Annotated in this window: 14 protein-coding genes; 2 read left to right on the top strand and 12 right to left on the bottom strand. The window is 46.6% G+C overall.

Annotation, left to right across the window (positions count from 1 at the left end):
* The first annotated feature begins 259 nt into the window (after nucleotides 1-259).
* Nucleotides 260-412: a DUF3309 family protein gene (locus tag ACWQXP_RS08595; protein ID WP_454062411.1), complete on the top strand. Its 153-nt coding sequence runs from the start codon at nucleotides 260-262 to the stop codon at nucleotides 410-412.
* Nucleotides 413-740: 328 nt separating this feature from the next.
* Nucleotides 741-1,400, top strand: a complete 660-nt coding sequence (locus ACWQXP_RS08590; RefSeq protein WP_454062410.1) for a response regulator — start codon at nucleotides 741-743, stop codon at nucleotides 1,398-1,400.
* Nucleotides 1,401-1,479: 79 nt separating this feature from the next.
* Here ACWQXP_RS08590 and ACWQXP_RS08585 read toward each other — a convergent pair whose 3' ends face one another.
* The 12 genes from ACWQXP_RS08585 to ACWQXP_RS08530 all read right to left on the bottom strand — a co-directional run bounded on the left by ACWQXP_RS08585 (nucleotide 1,480) and on the right by ACWQXP_RS08530 (nucleotide 13,003).
* Entirely contained in the window at nucleotides 1,480-2,142 is a 663-nt protein-coding gene (locus ACWQXP_RS08585; protein WP_454062409.1) for a response regulator, read from the bottom strand.
* A gap of 316 nt (nucleotides 2,143-2,458) precedes the next feature.
* A complete protein-coding gene (locus tag ACWQXP_RS08580; protein WP_454062408.1) occupies nucleotides 2,459-2,812 on the bottom strand; it encodes a hypothetical protein in 354 nt (117 codons plus the stop codon).
* Between the two features lie 47 nt (nucleotides 2,813-2,859).
* Nucleotides 2,860-4,191 (bottom strand): cytochrome ubiquinol oxidase subunit I, encoded by a 1,332-nt coding sequence (locus ACWQXP_RS08575; protein WP_454062407.1) that lies wholly within the window; start codon nucleotides 4,189-4,191, stop codon nucleotides 2,860-2,862.
* Nucleotides 4,188-5,369 (bottom strand): cytochrome ubiquinol oxidase subunit I, encoded by a 1,182-nt coding sequence (locus ACWQXP_RS08570; RefSeq protein WP_454062406.1) that lies wholly within the window; start codon nucleotides 5,367-5,369, stop codon nucleotides 4,188-4,190. The genes ACWQXP_RS08575 and ACWQXP_RS08570 overlap by 4 nt, the downstream gene beginning before the upstream one ends.
* A 50-nt stretch (nucleotides 5,370-5,419) precedes the next feature.
* Entirely contained in the window at nucleotides 5,420-5,911 is a 492-nt protein-coding gene (locus ACWQXP_RS08565) for a c-type cytochrome (protein ID WP_454062405.1), read from the bottom strand.
* Nucleotides 5,908-6,483, bottom strand: a complete 576-nt coding sequence (locus ACWQXP_RS08560; protein WP_454062404.1) for a quinol:electron acceptor oxidoreductase subunit ActD — start codon at nucleotides 6,481-6,483, stop codon at nucleotides 5,908-5,910. The genes ACWQXP_RS08565 and ACWQXP_RS08560 overlap by 4 nt, the downstream gene beginning before the upstream one ends.
* Nucleotides 6,458-7,795 carry an NrfD/PsrC family molybdoenzyme membrane anchor subunit gene (nrfD, locus tag ACWQXP_RS08555; protein ID WP_454062403.1) on the bottom strand — a complete coding sequence of 446 codons (1,338 nt, stop codon included), beginning with the start codon at nucleotides 7,793-7,795 and terminating at the stop codon, nucleotides 6,458-6,460. Before nrfD ends, ACWQXP_RS08560 begins: the two co-directional genes overlap by 26 nt.
* Nucleotides 7,796-7,797: 2 nt before the next feature.
* Nucleotides 7,798-8,526: a 4Fe-4S dicluster domain-containing protein gene (locus tag ACWQXP_RS08550; RefSeq protein ID WP_454062402.1), complete on the bottom strand. Its 729-nt coding sequence runs from the start codon at nucleotides 8,524-8,526 to the stop codon at nucleotides 7,798-7,800.
* Entirely contained in the window at nucleotides 8,526-10,721 is a 2,196-nt protein-coding gene (locus ACWQXP_RS08545) for a molybdopterin-containing oxidoreductase family protein (RefSeq protein WP_454062401.1), read from the bottom strand. The genes ACWQXP_RS08550 and ACWQXP_RS08545 overlap by 1 nt, the downstream gene beginning before the upstream one ends.
* Nucleotides 10,722-10,728: 7 nt before the next feature.
* Nucleotides 10,729-11,241: a cytochrome c3 family protein gene (locus ACWQXP_RS08540; protein ID WP_454062400.1), complete on the bottom strand. Its 513-nt coding sequence runs from the start codon at nucleotides 11,239-11,241 to the stop codon at nucleotides 10,729-10,731.
* Nucleotides 11,242-11,367: 126 nt separating this feature from the next.
* On the bottom strand, nucleotides 11,368-11,835 hold the full coding sequence (locus tag ACWQXP_RS08535; RefSeq protein WP_454062399.1) for a DUF5069 domain-containing protein: 468 nt from the start codon (nucleotides 11,833-11,835) through the stop codon (nucleotides 11,368-11,370).
* A gap of 55 nt (nucleotides 11,836-11,890) precedes the next feature.
* On the bottom strand, nucleotides 11,891-13,003 hold the full coding sequence (locus ACWQXP_RS08530; RefSeq protein ID WP_454063010.1) for a PRC-barrel domain-containing protein: 1,113 nt from the start codon (nucleotides 13,001-13,003) through the stop codon (nucleotides 11,891-11,893).
* Between the last annotated feature and the right edge of the window lie 266 nt (nucleotides 13,004-13,269).

The raw sequence follows: 13,269 nt of genomic DNA, 5'->3' as shown, positions 1-13,269 counted from the left end.
CTAGGATGATTTATATATAAAGAGGTGATGGGAGGCTGTGAATGACCATCGCGCCTAGTTGAAAGAATCCATGATTCGGAGTAGTGCGTTGATCAAGAAGACATAACTCACATCCTCACTCTATAAGAAGGGTCCTATGATGACCTGTGTGGATGAGAAATACGGGCAAGTTATGAAAACATTATTAAGAAAAGTTTCATGACACTTCTGCGGTCCGAAATTTTACAATCCTCTATTTTACTAAAAAAGGAAGTGATGTATGTCTACAGTCTTACTCATAGTTTTAATTCTTTTATTAATTGGGGTACTGCCGACATGGCCACATAGTGCATCGTGGGGCTATGGTCCCAGCGGCGGGTTGGGTCTTGTCTTATTAATCGTTCTCGTTTTGGCGCTGACTGGAAAAATTTAAAAATTCAGCAAAAGTAGGACTGACATTCTTAACCCTCACCGCATGAGAAGTATGTGCCGATAAACAAAAATGGTAATAGGGGTCGAGGTCGATGTAATGTGTAATAAAAAATGAATCTAGGAGGTTGTTGTTCCCTGCCATGTAAAAAGTTGTAGGCAACATCAATGTCTCTTCTTTTAAGTATTGGGTCAGTGCATGAATGTTTGAAATGTAACGATAACCAGCTATTACAGGGAAAAAATGTTGTACCTTCAGTCAGGTTTTAGCGACGAAGGAGTTGTTGAATGCCTGATTGGAAGCTACGTTCACACGGTCTTATTGCTGTTTCATGGCTATTGATAAACGAGGACGAATATTTCTTGTTGACGATCATATTCTCGTTTTAGAGAGTTGTAAGTCACTGCTTGAGCCCTATCATGACGTGGTTGGGCTAGCCCAGGAGACAACGCATTTAGTGAGTGAAGTTCAGCAGAAGAAGCCTGATGTGATGTTGTTAGATATTTCAATGCCCGATGGCAATGGATATGATATCGCACGAAGTTTGAAGAAGGCGTTCCCAACTTTGAAAATTATTTTTGTTTCGATGCATTTAGAACCCACATATATTATGGAAGCGTTTCGAAGTGGGGGGGATGGGTATATTCCCAAACAAACTGCAGGTAATGAATTGTTAGCAGCGATTCAAGATGTTCTCTCACATAAAACATACATCTCTCCCTTGATTTCAGAAGAAGTTCGAGACCAGGTACTCGCTCGCAATGATGGTATGCCTGGCACAGAACTCTCTGGTCGTTTGACCGAAAGACAGGAAGAAGTTTTGAGGTTGGTGGCACAAGGCTTGTCATCAAAGGATATTGCCGATCTACTCAAGATATCTCTCAGTACCGTCGCGTATCATAAAACACAAATTATCCAAGCCTTAGGCCTAAAAACTAAAGCGGATCTGACCAAATACGCCATCATGAAAGGCATTGCCTCTACATCGTAAAGGTCTAATGGAAGTGAATTTAGCCTTCATTGGAAAGCAAACGTCACAAAGGTGTGAGATGAAACAGCAGGTGAGACGTTCAGCTTATATCAACGGAAATTATGCCATTTGAAATAGCGTACTTAGTCAGTTCTGATGTGGTTTTGAGACCAAGCTCCAACATGATTCGCGATTTATGAAATTCCACGGTCTTCACGGCTAAGTTCAATATCACGGCAATATCTTTATTAGATTTTCCTTCAGCGATTAATTGGAGTACTTCCATCTGTCTGGGGGTGAGGTTTTTCCTGTCTGTCTCATGATTTTTCGAAGGCACTGCATTGGTATTGATATTTTGTGACAACACGGTTTTCGCGATAGAGGGTGAAATATAAGTATTGCCTCGATGAACTTCATTGAGGGCAAACACCAGTTCTGCGGTTGCCGAACTCTTTAGAATATATCCAGATCCGCCAGTATTAAAGGCCTCTTTGATAAATTCATCTTCAGCATGCATGGTTAAGAAGACTATCTTGGTTTGAGGCTCGTACTTTTTTATCTGTCGTGCGGCTTCCAGCCCGTTTAATAATGGTAATGAAATATCAATAACGGCAATATCTGGAGTGAGTGTTTTGACCGCTTGAATTAACGCACGGCCGTCAACAACTGTCCCCACCAAGGTAAAGTCTTTTTCCAGCAATTTCGTCAAACCTTCACTGACCAGTACGTGGTCTTCGGCTAAAAGAACTCGAGCTTTGTTCATCTGAACCTTGAATTCATAGTAAATCAAATATTATGAAATGATACCTAAGCCATTATGCAGTGACGCAAGCAAAAAGTCTATGGGTCTCCCCCTAGACAATATTGGTGCGTGTGGATGTAAATATTCATCTAATCATTGAAGTTTTTGTTTCGATCGCTCTAATATTTTGTTGTATTGTAAGATGAATACAGGTTGTCAAAATGAATCAACGACCGTTAATGCCATCTATCGGTCAGTCTCAAGGTGGAGCAGATGATGACTTCTCATTGACTTCATAATACAGGCCTACTGACCATGTGCTAAGTATATTTACGTGCTAATGAAGTGGATGTTTTAACTCAGGGACCGGCGTTTCGATAATGGTGATCAGATTACCCTGTAAATCGAATTTTGCCGTGACCTGTTGTCCTTGGCTGAGCTTTGTCATCCTATTGACCTGTGGGATATCAAAAAAGACCGGCTCCCCTAAATCTGTCACAATCATTCCTTGTTGTTCTTTGAGGTCCCATTTCTTCAGTACTCCTGAAACGACTTTTTCTTGTTGCTTGGTTGACGAGGAATCCTGAGCTTTTGCTGTGGACCCGTGGAGGCCAATCTCCCACATACCCAACACAAGAACGACGGTCACACTTGCGAGCCAAAGGTTCTTTATCCAACAGTTCACGTTCATCGTTCACTCCTTTTAATAAATTTCTTTACTGCTCTCCGAGACTATTTTCATTCATTAATCTTACTGCTGTTATCGTCAAGTCCATAGGTGGGCTGTTCATCATTGATGGTCATCGCCCCATAAATTAAATATCCATTGACGGCTCGTGCCGACTCCCGAACCCATCCCATGGCCAAAAAAATCACAATGGTCAAGCTTGCGAGTGTCAATAACAGGGAAGGCAGCATCCGTGAGCGTTGGCGTAGTGCGTGTTCCACGATTTCTGAAAAGGAAGTCGTGCAGAAACGAATTGCATAGATCGCGTTCAGTAGACCAAATATGACCAATGCTGCAAGAGCATAATATTTGTAGGGCTGCATCTTCCCGAGTGAAAATGTGCGCTGAGTCACCAATTCTTGGAGAAGTGGATGATGAGAAAGGTTGTAGGGCAACGCTAATACCGCAGTGGCCAGAATGATGGTGAAAAGGGACATGACGATATACGTAAAGAACGAAGACGATGACGGAACAGTCTTACGAATCAAGAGTGTGAGATAGAAGGATCCCAAAAGGATCAACAGACCATAGGTCAATCCGATCAGACCAAATAACCAAGAACGCTCACCCAACATAATCGCATAAAAGGCCTGAGGCTGCCCATAGCGAAGATGAAGCATGTACTGATAACCGATAATCGGCATGAGCAAGAGTGCTCCAAATCCAATGGCAAAACAATAGGTTCCGGCTTTCAAATAGAAGGCATAATCCTGAGAGTTCTGAACACGATAGAGCCCAATGGCACAGATTCCACTCATAGCAAATCCAGCCCAGGTGAGGTTGCCAAACCACCGGTGCAGATCAAGGTGAATCATTGTCGGATTGAAAATATTTTCCCATCCAGAGTCTAGAGGGACAGGCGTAACCATGTAGGATGCGGTCACATCAATGAGAAACATGGCAGCTAACGATGAGCCAGCGGCTATCCAGATAAAGGAGAGGTGGACCAGTCGTCGCCATCCTGATTCTCCCCATTGCCAAAGATAAAACCAGGCATAGGCAAAAAACGCTTCACATAAAAACAAAGCCGCTTCGAGAAGAAACAGCCAAAACATCACCTGGAACAACTGATGCCAAAAACGAGGCCAGAATACATTCAGCGCGATGACGAAGAGGACACCAAAGAATGATATCGTGGCGGTCGTCAACACGAGCGCAAAGGCGATCATATGGGCCAAGCGCCGATACCAAGTGCGACCTGTCAGGATATGCAACGTTGCCGTGACGGCACCGATAAGAGACGCTCCAACAATAAACGTCGCCAACAGACTATGGGTTAAGGCCGTAACGGCGATGACCAGTCGTCCCGTGAAGATGGATAATTCCAACGATTCTGGCGTCATAATCCCTCATGAAGCTGCTGTGGTAGTGCTTCAATTTCTTGATGTTCCTTCAGCACGCCATAGACCGTGTCAGAGCCGCGACTGAGTTCTCGCATGGTTCCCATGGAGAGATAGAGGATAATCGAAGCGATTCCAAGGCCGATCGTGATATACCGAACCGACCGTCCAAAAGTAAGAAATGGTATCGGCTTGGCCCACAGAGTTGGAACCGTGACAGACATTTTCCACAACAAGATCATCGTCAACAGCATCGTGAGCAATTGTCTGAGAAATGGGTATGCCGAACAGGCGATCAACCCTATGAGGGAGAAACTGAATAGGAGGAGAGACCTGCGTGGAGATGTTGAAGAACGGTGGCTGTGTTGGAGGATGACATAACTCCCCCAATACAAGAAGGCCAGGAGACCCACCTGTACTACGACCAAGCCCAGTGGTATTCCCTGCAAGAGCTGTTGAGATAACTCCGGCTGAATCTCCCGAATTTTCAAGGCATATATTATGCCGGTTGCCGGTTGAACAACTAACGTGCACAGACCAACAGTGAATCCGGTCTTATACATCGTCTCCAGATATGGTGTATGATTTGAATCTGCATGTCTTCCCAACTGCCAGGCCGCATAGCCAGCTAAGACATAGCCTGCCATGACAAGGTTGCCGAAAAATCGATGGATAACGAGCGGCAGCCACGTTGGATTCATGAGCTTGGCCCATCCGCCTTCTTCTGTCACGGGTGTGAGCATAAATGATCCAATTCCATCCAGGATTCCAACCCAAATAAGAATGAACCCAACGGCGAACCCAATAAGGAAAATGTGAAGAGATACGCTTTTGGCACGAATGACATCCCAGAAATGATAGTAGGCATACAGACATAGGAGTTGGAGGAAAAACGCGAAAAGCGCGATAGCAATAGGGATGCGGAATTGATTGAAAATCCATGAATTTGTCAATGGATACAATCCTATAAATAATTCAAGCATGAAGACAGCCAGGACAATGCTGACGGTATACGTCACCACGGTAAATTTGGTTAACGAATGAGCAAGTTGAGTAAAGCTTGAATATGTACGTCCAAGAAATTCCGCACAAGGCGTTAAAACCATAAACCCTACCCCTAATCCGGCAATGGCAATGTGGGCTAGGCTGAAAATTCCAATGGCCAGGTGAAAATCTGACATCGTTTAGAACAATTCCTTAGAAGAATCATGAAGGTGCTTCAAAGATCGCATTATGGCGTCGGCTGCCCCGTCGTTTGATGATTCAAAGAATGGACAAAATTGACCAATGCCCATCGTTCCTGTGACGATAAATACGGTTTAAACGCAGGCATGACATCCAGTCCTTGAGTGATTACCAAAAAGAGTTCTTCCGGCGATTTGCTTTGAACAGAGGGGGCATGAAGATTGACGGGGAGTTGCTGAAGATAACCTGCGACAGGTCCATCACCATCGCCATGAGATCCATGACAGTGGCGGCAATTCACCGCAAAAAGACGACTTCCCTGTTCATCCTGCGGCGGCTGCAATTGAGCGCCAGACGTTGCCGACGATCGTGCGATGCTATCTGGAGGAGACTGTCTTCGTGGGGCTTCCTGGTAAGAAAAAGAAGGTTGTGATTCCATTTCCTGAGAGCACGCCATCAACACGACGGTTCCCACGAGTCCTCCCACCCTTCCAAGCCAGCAGCACGTCATCAATATGAATACCGGAAGCCGATTCATGCACCCACCTCTCGAACCACGCTGAAATTGTTGGAAGGCATCAATATTTGAATTTCATGGGCACCGGCCTGCGAGAGCAGATGATGAACCTGAGACACGCTGGTTTGTGATGGTAATATCTGAATAGACACCCCAATCATTCCGTCATCGATTCGAGCATCATGTGTGAACTTTGAGGATTGATGAATACCCACAATGCGTTTGACCATGATCAGAAATGTGCAGACAATGGCCCCGAGCATCATGATTTCAAATGCAATAATGCCGAGGACTGGAAATGCGACGATGGGTTGTGCTCCTGTCTGGATCGGATAGAGCATGGCTGTCCCTCCAGCCAGAACAAGACCCGAGGCCAGCCCTAGAACGCCGGCAAGAATCGTCATGCGATGCAAGGGCAACCGGTTTGATGATCGAAGGAGAGCTGGCTGAATTGGTCTAGAGGACAGGATGTCCATTCGATCATCAGAGAGTCCGAGTCGGCGCAATTGCTCGATGAGAGGTGGAAGCGTCGTTTCAGACTTGAATAACGCAAAGAGCATCGTTGGGTCACGATGAGGAATGGGGTGCGGCATGTATCCTCCCAATTTTTTCTTCCCAAATGGAAATCACTGGAACGAATTTAATCGCCAGGCAATACAACAGCACGGCGAGAGACAATGCGCCAACCAGAATGGTCAATTCCACAACAGAGGGAAAATAATGGCTCCACTGAAACGATAAACGAGGATGAACGAGTGGAGGCACCATGATGAGGAGCCGTTCGATGTACATGCCAATATTGATCAAGACCCCCACGATCATTAACCCAAGAGGCCAGCGTCGAAATTGAGGTATGGTGAGCGTACATAATGGCACGAGATACACACAAAGCATCATCGTCCAAAAAGGGAAGGCAAACGTCCCGGTCAAAAGCGATTGTTGGACCGATCGATGGTCAGGGATATTGCCATACCAGATGGTGAGCTGTTCGGCAAAATAGAGATAGGCCAATAACAGTGTCGTCACCACTAAGAGTTTCGCCAGTTTTTCAAAATGCTCAACTCGTACGTACTCGTGTAACCGATAGATCTTTCGAAGAACGTACAGTCCGATGATGACCATCGCTAAGCCGGAATGCACGGCGCCAACGACAAAGTACGGAGCAAAAATCGTGGAATGCCAACCGGGAACGAGTGAGACTCCAAAATCCCATCCAACAATTGAATGGACCGAAATCATCACCATGACAATGAGGGGTGTGATAATTTTAATCGCCGTTTCTAAGTTCTGCCATTGACGTTGGGACCCATGCCATCCCATCGCTAAGACCCGATACACATTTTTTCTCCAACCATGAATTCGTTCGCGAAGCAAGGCAAAATCTGGAATTAAGGGTAAATAAAGATAGATACTACTCGCCGTCGCATAGGTGAAAATCGCCGTGGCATCCCACATGAGTGGTGATCGAAAATTTGGCCATATTTCTCGTTGGTTCGGATAAGGAATCAGATAGTAAAATAGCCATACTCTTCCCAGGTGCACAAACACGAACAGGGCTGCAATTATGACAGAAATGATGGTCATGAGTTCAGCCATTCGTGTGACTGGCCGACGCCATTCAGCGTTGGTCAGACGTAATACACCGGAAATAAAGGTTCCGGAATGGCTGACGCCGATCCAATATACAAAAGACCCGATATAAGAACCCCAAAATATCGGTCGATGAAGATTGGTTTGTCCTATTCCGTTTTGAATTTGATACGTCCATGCCCCAGCTCCAACGAGCACGGCACTCGCGAGCACGGCAATAAAAAGATAATAGGTCCAATCCGTCTGCTCAAGGGGAGTGAGAAGATCTCGATTGATATCCGTGCTTGCCTCCAAATTTGACTTTTCCGGTTTCATGATCACAGGCGACGGAGATACGTCACTGAGGGTTTCGTGCCTAACGACTCAAGAAGATGAAAGCCACGATCATTCTTGGATAAACGCGACACGTGGCTGTTGGGGTCCTGTTTGTCTCCAAAGACCAAGGCGGAAGAGGGACAGGATTGCACGCAGGCAGGGGTCACTTCTCCATCACGTACTCGCCGTTCTTCCTTTGTGGCTATTTCTTTAGCCGCTCGAATTCTTTGGACGCAAAACGTACATTTTTCCATGACACCACCAGGGCGTACAGAAACCTCAGGGTTTAATTGTTCGTGTAAGGGTTCATCCCAATGTGGTTCGATCCAATTAAACTGGCGAGCACCATAAGGACAATTATTTCCACAGTATCGAACTCCAACACATCGGTTATAAACCTGAGCATTGAGACCGTCGGGCGTGTGGTACGAAGCATAGACCGGACAGACTGGTTCGCACGGGGCCTCGTCACATTGCTGGCATAAGACTGGAAGAAATTTCACTTTCACATCAGGATATTCACCTTCCCAATATCGTTCGATTCGTATCCAATTAATGGCACGACCTTGTGCCGCCTCTGCTTCTCCGGATATGCGAATATTATTTTCTGCATGACAGGCAACCACACACGCCTCGCATCCTGTGCATCGATCAAGATCGACAACCATGTGCCATTGATAGGGTCCTGAATCGGATGAAGAAGGTTCGGATTGTGTCGAGACATCTTTCATTAGAGTCCTCCTGTCTGGTGAAGATGGGAAAGAAAGGGCGTCTGCCCAGACTGTTCTAACAGAGCCAGCTCTGATCCAGAGGATAGCCGTGTGATGTTCACTCGAGTGCCTCCCGTCGCTACGCTGCCAGAGAGGGAATCAAACGCCGGACCAATCAGTGTCAACGGATTACATCCTCGATCCTTGGCATACCGTCCATAGGTACGATGACCTTGTCCAATCGGCATTGCCAAAAGATCTGGACGAAGTCCAGGGACGTACACCACGGGGGCATCGACAGACCCATACGAAGAGCTGACTCGAGCGATATCACCATGCTGTATATGGAGTTGTTTGGCAGTAAGAGGATTGATTTCCACCCAACTGCCCCACATTCGTGTGGTCAGCGGATCGGGAAGTTCTTGAAGCCATGGACGATTGGCGCCTCGACCATCATGCAGGGCCAATGAAGGGAACGGATAGAAATAAAAAGGATACTCATCAGAATTTCCTAAAAATTGTGGAGACTCATATGGGATGACCTCAGGCGGTAGGGTGGTTCCTGAAACCATATAGCGATCAGGCCAATATCCGCCTCGTTGTAGCGTATGGGGCCAGATGTCTTGGGGTGAGGTGTCCGGTTCTTGTGCCTGAAGATACGGTGACCACGTTTGTTTGATCATCTCGGTAAATGACGTCCAAGGAAATTCCAACGTTTGCGGTTCTCCGAGTTGTCGAGCTGCATACAGCCATACGTCTCCGATGTCGCGTGTGTCATACAGGGGACGAATCACGGGTTGAGAGAAACTGAGAGTTGGTTGAGCGCTATGCTCACTGGAAATGACGTCGCTCCAGGATTCCAAGGGGTCATGAACCGGAAGAATCAGATCTGCCATGGAGGTGGAATCATCAATAAATGAATTGAAACTCACGATAAATTTAGCTTGAGAAAACAGTTGCTGAATCTGTGTCGAGGGAGGAAGGGTAAAGAGAGGATTCACACGATACAATTGCAAAAGTTGATAACGATTCTGGGAGAAATCCTCCGTCAACTCGGAAAGGACGCGATCGCTGGCTCGATCGTGCTTTTTTGTCTTAATCTGAAATTGTGCTGATGACGTCCATTGTACCCCACCAGGTTGATCCACCCGTCCTAATAAAAAATTAAGAGCGAAGAACAGAATGGCATTGATCGTGCCGTTAGTGTGACTGGCAGCTGGACCGCCTCCGAGAATAAGTGGCGCGTCTGCTGAAGCGACTTCTTCGGCGAGCTCTCGAATGGTCTGTGCTGAGAGATCGGTCTCAATGGCAATTGTCTCGAGTGAAAACATAGAAAAAAGATCTTTATGCGACTGGGGTAACGGACCCGACATTCGAGTCAACTTTTGTTCAATGAGGACAGCCCCAATTCCGATGGCAAGCAGACCTTCTGTGCCAGGAGTAATCGGTAACCACCGATCCGCATTGGCGGCCGTCAGTGAAAGTCGTGGTTCGACTTGAATAAATCGTCCCCGAACCATAGGACGGCCTTGACGAAATTGCCCATAGGCTCTTCCGTAGGCGACGGGAGAAATCCAATGTTCCAGAAAAGGCGTCCCGAAGGATAAAATGAAATCGGCCTCTCCAATGTCATAATAGGGGAGAGTGTCTTTCCCAACACTCAGTACATTGGCTGTGCGCAAGGTGTGTATTTCGCGGTTCTCCTGAATCATCATTCTGCCCCCCAGGTGCTCCGTTACTTTTTGGAACAATGTGGCCAGCGACCCATTGACGGGTGGTGAAATCAGACAATTGGAGCCATGGTGTGCGTGTAACTGTTCGAGCCAAATACTCAAGCCCTCTTCCCAGGAAATCTCCTGCCAGCGACCTTTCCCTCTTTCTCCTTCCCTTCTGAGCGGACCCCTCACTCGATCAGGATTATAGACACCCTGAAGACCAGCCTGACCTCGAGCGCACAGTTTGCCCTGGCTAATGGGATGCGCTGGATTTCCTTCGAGTTTCTTGACCCTTCCCTCCATGACGCGCGCAAGGATGCCGCAACCAGCTTCACATTCCTGACATGTCGTGGCGTACCAGGTTGCGACACCAGGCACGATCTGTTCATCAGGAAGCAGATATGGCACCAAATTATGGACCTCTCGTTCACAACCGGGAAGAGCAGATCCTGCTGCGGTCAGGCTGAGGACTTTGAGGAGTGTTCGGCGATTCATATCCATCGTTCACCTATTTGTGGCATGTCCAACAATCGGTCGAGGCGTGCTGTTGCTGATGACAGGTGAGACACCACCCCATCTCAAATGTAGAGGCGCGAGGCGTGCCCATCATCTTTTCAACTATCCCATGACAATCCTGGCACGTCACTCCTGCGAAAAGATGCATTTCGTGCGTAAAATAGACATGATCTGGAAGACGCTGAAGACGAATCCACGGTATCGGACGTTGTTCATTCCAGTAAAGGGTGAGCCGTTTGAGGTCTGGCTGTTGAGTGGGCATGGACTGATGGCATGTCATACAAATTGAGACGGGAGGTACCCCCGCAATAGGACTGACTGAGGCAAAACGATGGCAAAACTGACAGGCCACACCTAACTGTCCGGCATGACGTTGGTGGCTGAACGTAATCGGTTGCTGATCGTGGACAGCAAGATCGGCACTTCCCGTGGAATACAGGGTCCCCACTATCAACGCTAATCCAATCCCGACTCCAACCACCACTATGCCTGTCCATTGAATCAATTGTCCTCCTTCAGTCACCTCTACCGATCGTCAATGTGCTTCAGAATGTTTTCCTGATGATCTTAACTTCTTCTCTTTGTTGAAGAGTGATTATTTCTCACCAGAGCAAGAGTCTTATTCAACATGCTACGCAGGAGTGGCGGTTAACCGTTGTTCTTCCAAGTCATAGACATCAAACCAACAGTAGACAGGTCTATTCGAGGGAACATGTTGGGGAATATAATCTTCTAAAAATTCTTGAGCATCATCCGGTAATTCACCAATACGCATTCCTCGGAGCTGATTATTCCATTTGATGATCTCAATCCGTGGTCGTGATGTCGCATGCTGGGAAATCCAAGAGATCACCTCATCGTCAGAGGCACCAGACTCCACGAAGATTTTAAATTCTTCGGCGTTAATGCCGGTGAATTCAAAAAATCTTTGATCTAATGGACAATTAAATTTGTATTCTCCTTGAGAGTGATTGAGCACGGCCCGACATTTATCCAATGTTCGAGCGGCGATCACATATCCTCCCAAGAGTTCCCGCGGACTACGCGGGAACTCTTGGGATAAATCTTTCGCAATATCCTTGACGGCTGCATGTGTCATATCTTGTCCATTTCTACCAGTCGGTTTTATTCCATCAAACGTTGCCGACTACATGTTATTCACTCTTTTCTTTGTCATTCTCCCATGTGATCTTATCCCACATGAAATGAATGAAATTGTCATAGGGGGGGATGTTTTCCTCATCTTGATCGTTGGAATGGGCCACGATATGCAATTGCAAGGTGCGAGGATTCACGGAATCTTCTGTCTTGTGAATATCCGCTTTGATCTCTTGCATGTTTTCACTCGACGTCTCTGAGCTTGAGGCGGTGATAAAGTTCTTCAGCCGATCAGGCTCAAGAAATTGGACCTGGTGGGTTTCCTCATCCCGTCCCGCTTCAGTTAACATGAAGTGAGCTGGATATTGCTTATACAGGACATCATCATCTTTAAACACCGTGGCTTTTCCCCATCCAGCAACAGGAGTTGATAATTTGGGGAATATTGGAGCGCCTTGCCCTGAGGTCCCATGTAACGTTAAATCTGTGGCGATCCCACCATCCATGAAGGATTCTGTCCCGTTAAATTCTGTAAACAGGATGGTGTAGGTATGATCATGGGTACGAACAATCCCCATTACCACTCCTTCATTGGCTTTGGGGTCAACATCTACTGTGGCATAACTAGGACCTTCCCAAATCATTGAGCCGTCATATCGAACGCTGTTACCGGTTTTCCCTTCACCTCCAACAAGGTACCCTTGCGATGCGGAAAAATGTGCATGATTCGTATGGTCGGGAAGTGACCTAGAATTTTTGACCGACTCTTTTTGATTCGTCTGCGGGGCTTGGTAAAATTCTAATATCACTAATTTCCATTGTTCATCTTGCATATCGGGCCAATCGTCTTTATTAAAGCCAGGAGCATTCTCTAATTTTTTCTCTTCGACATCTAACGTGAGATACTCCCCATCAGGACTATGAGCCAATGAGGTCCACGGGACCGCAAAGAGCTTATCGCCGATACCGAGGACTCCTCCGAATGAAAGCACCGCATAGCCAACTTCTCCTTCGTTACCAATGACAATGTCTTGGATTTCCCCAAGATCCTTCTCTTCGATTGTTTTCACATTTTTCCCTATCAACTCACTGGCCTTATAGGCCCCCCTCAAAGAATCATCGGATTCATTTGCAAAGGACTGTGATGCAGGGTTAAGAAGCGCGCACATAACAATTAGGTATACAGGTAGTAATCGCTTTCTCATCGTGACCTCTATGGAGTATTGGTAATTTGGTTTTCTTTCATTGATTTTATCGAGATATCACTAGTTCACGAGATAGACAAAACCATGATGGCCTCTCGTACATTTGTACACGTCGAGATAAAATTTTCTGCACTCGTGCTTGACTCACGATTCATCGCGTCAGCATGGAGTTTCACGAAGTTGTCCCGTCTTTTTGCTGCTTCACTCAAGGGTTTTTCCCAGTAGCCTTG

The sequence above is a fragment of the Candidatus Nitrospira salsa genome, assembly GCF_965152625.1.
Note: the sequence above shows the minus strand (reverse complement) of the source record. Positions and strands in the feature narration are given on the sequence as shown.

Coding starts and splice junctions, on each gene's coding strand:
- ACWQXP_RS08595 (WP_454062411.1), top strand. CDS start 260: ATGTCTACAGTCTTACTCATAGTTTTAATTCTTTTATTAATTGGGGTA.
- ACWQXP_RS08590 (WP_454062410.1), top strand. CDS start 741: ATGGCTATTGATAAACGAGGACGAATATTTCTTGTTGACGATCATATT.
- ACWQXP_RS08585 (WP_454062409.1), bottom strand. CDS start 2,142: ATGAACAAAGCTCGAGTTCTTTTAGCCGAAGACCACGTACTGGTCAGT.
- ACWQXP_RS08580 (WP_454062408.1), bottom strand. CDS start 2,812: ATGAACGTGAACTGTTGGATAAAGAACCTTTGGCTCGCAAGTGTGACC.
- ACWQXP_RS08575 (WP_454062407.1), bottom strand. CDS start 4,191: ATGACGCCAGAATCGTTGGAATTATCCATCTTCACGGGACGACTGGTC.
- ACWQXP_RS08570 (WP_454062406.1), bottom strand. CDS start 5,369: ATGTCAGATTTTCACCTGGCCATTGGAATTTTCAGCCTAGCCCACATT.
- ACWQXP_RS08565 (WP_454062405.1), bottom strand. CDS start 5,911: ATGAATCGGCTTCCGGTATTCATATTGATGACGTGCTGCTGGCTTGGA.
- ACWQXP_RS08560 (WP_454062404.1), bottom strand. CDS start 6,483: ATGCCGCACCCCATTCCTCATCGTGACCCAACGATGCTCTTTGCGTTA.
- nrfD (WP_454062403.1), bottom strand. CDS start 7,795: ATGAAACCGGAAAAGTCAAATTTGGAGGCAAGCACGGATATCAATCGA.
- ACWQXP_RS08550 (WP_454062402.1), bottom strand. CDS start 8,526: ATGAAAGATGTCTCGACACAATCCGAACCTTCTTCATCCGATTCAGGA.
- ACWQXP_RS08545 (WP_454062401.1), bottom strand. CDS start 10,721: ATGGATATGAATCGCCGAACACTCCTCAAAGTCCTCAGCCTGACCGCA.
- ACWQXP_RS08535 (WP_454062399.1), bottom strand. CDS start 11,835: ATGACACATGCAGCCGTCAAGGATATTGCGAAAGATTTATCCCAAGAG.
- ACWQXP_RS08530 (WP_454063010.1), bottom strand. CDS start 13,003: ATGTGCGCGCTTCTTAACCCTGCATCACAGTCCTTTGCAAATGAATCC.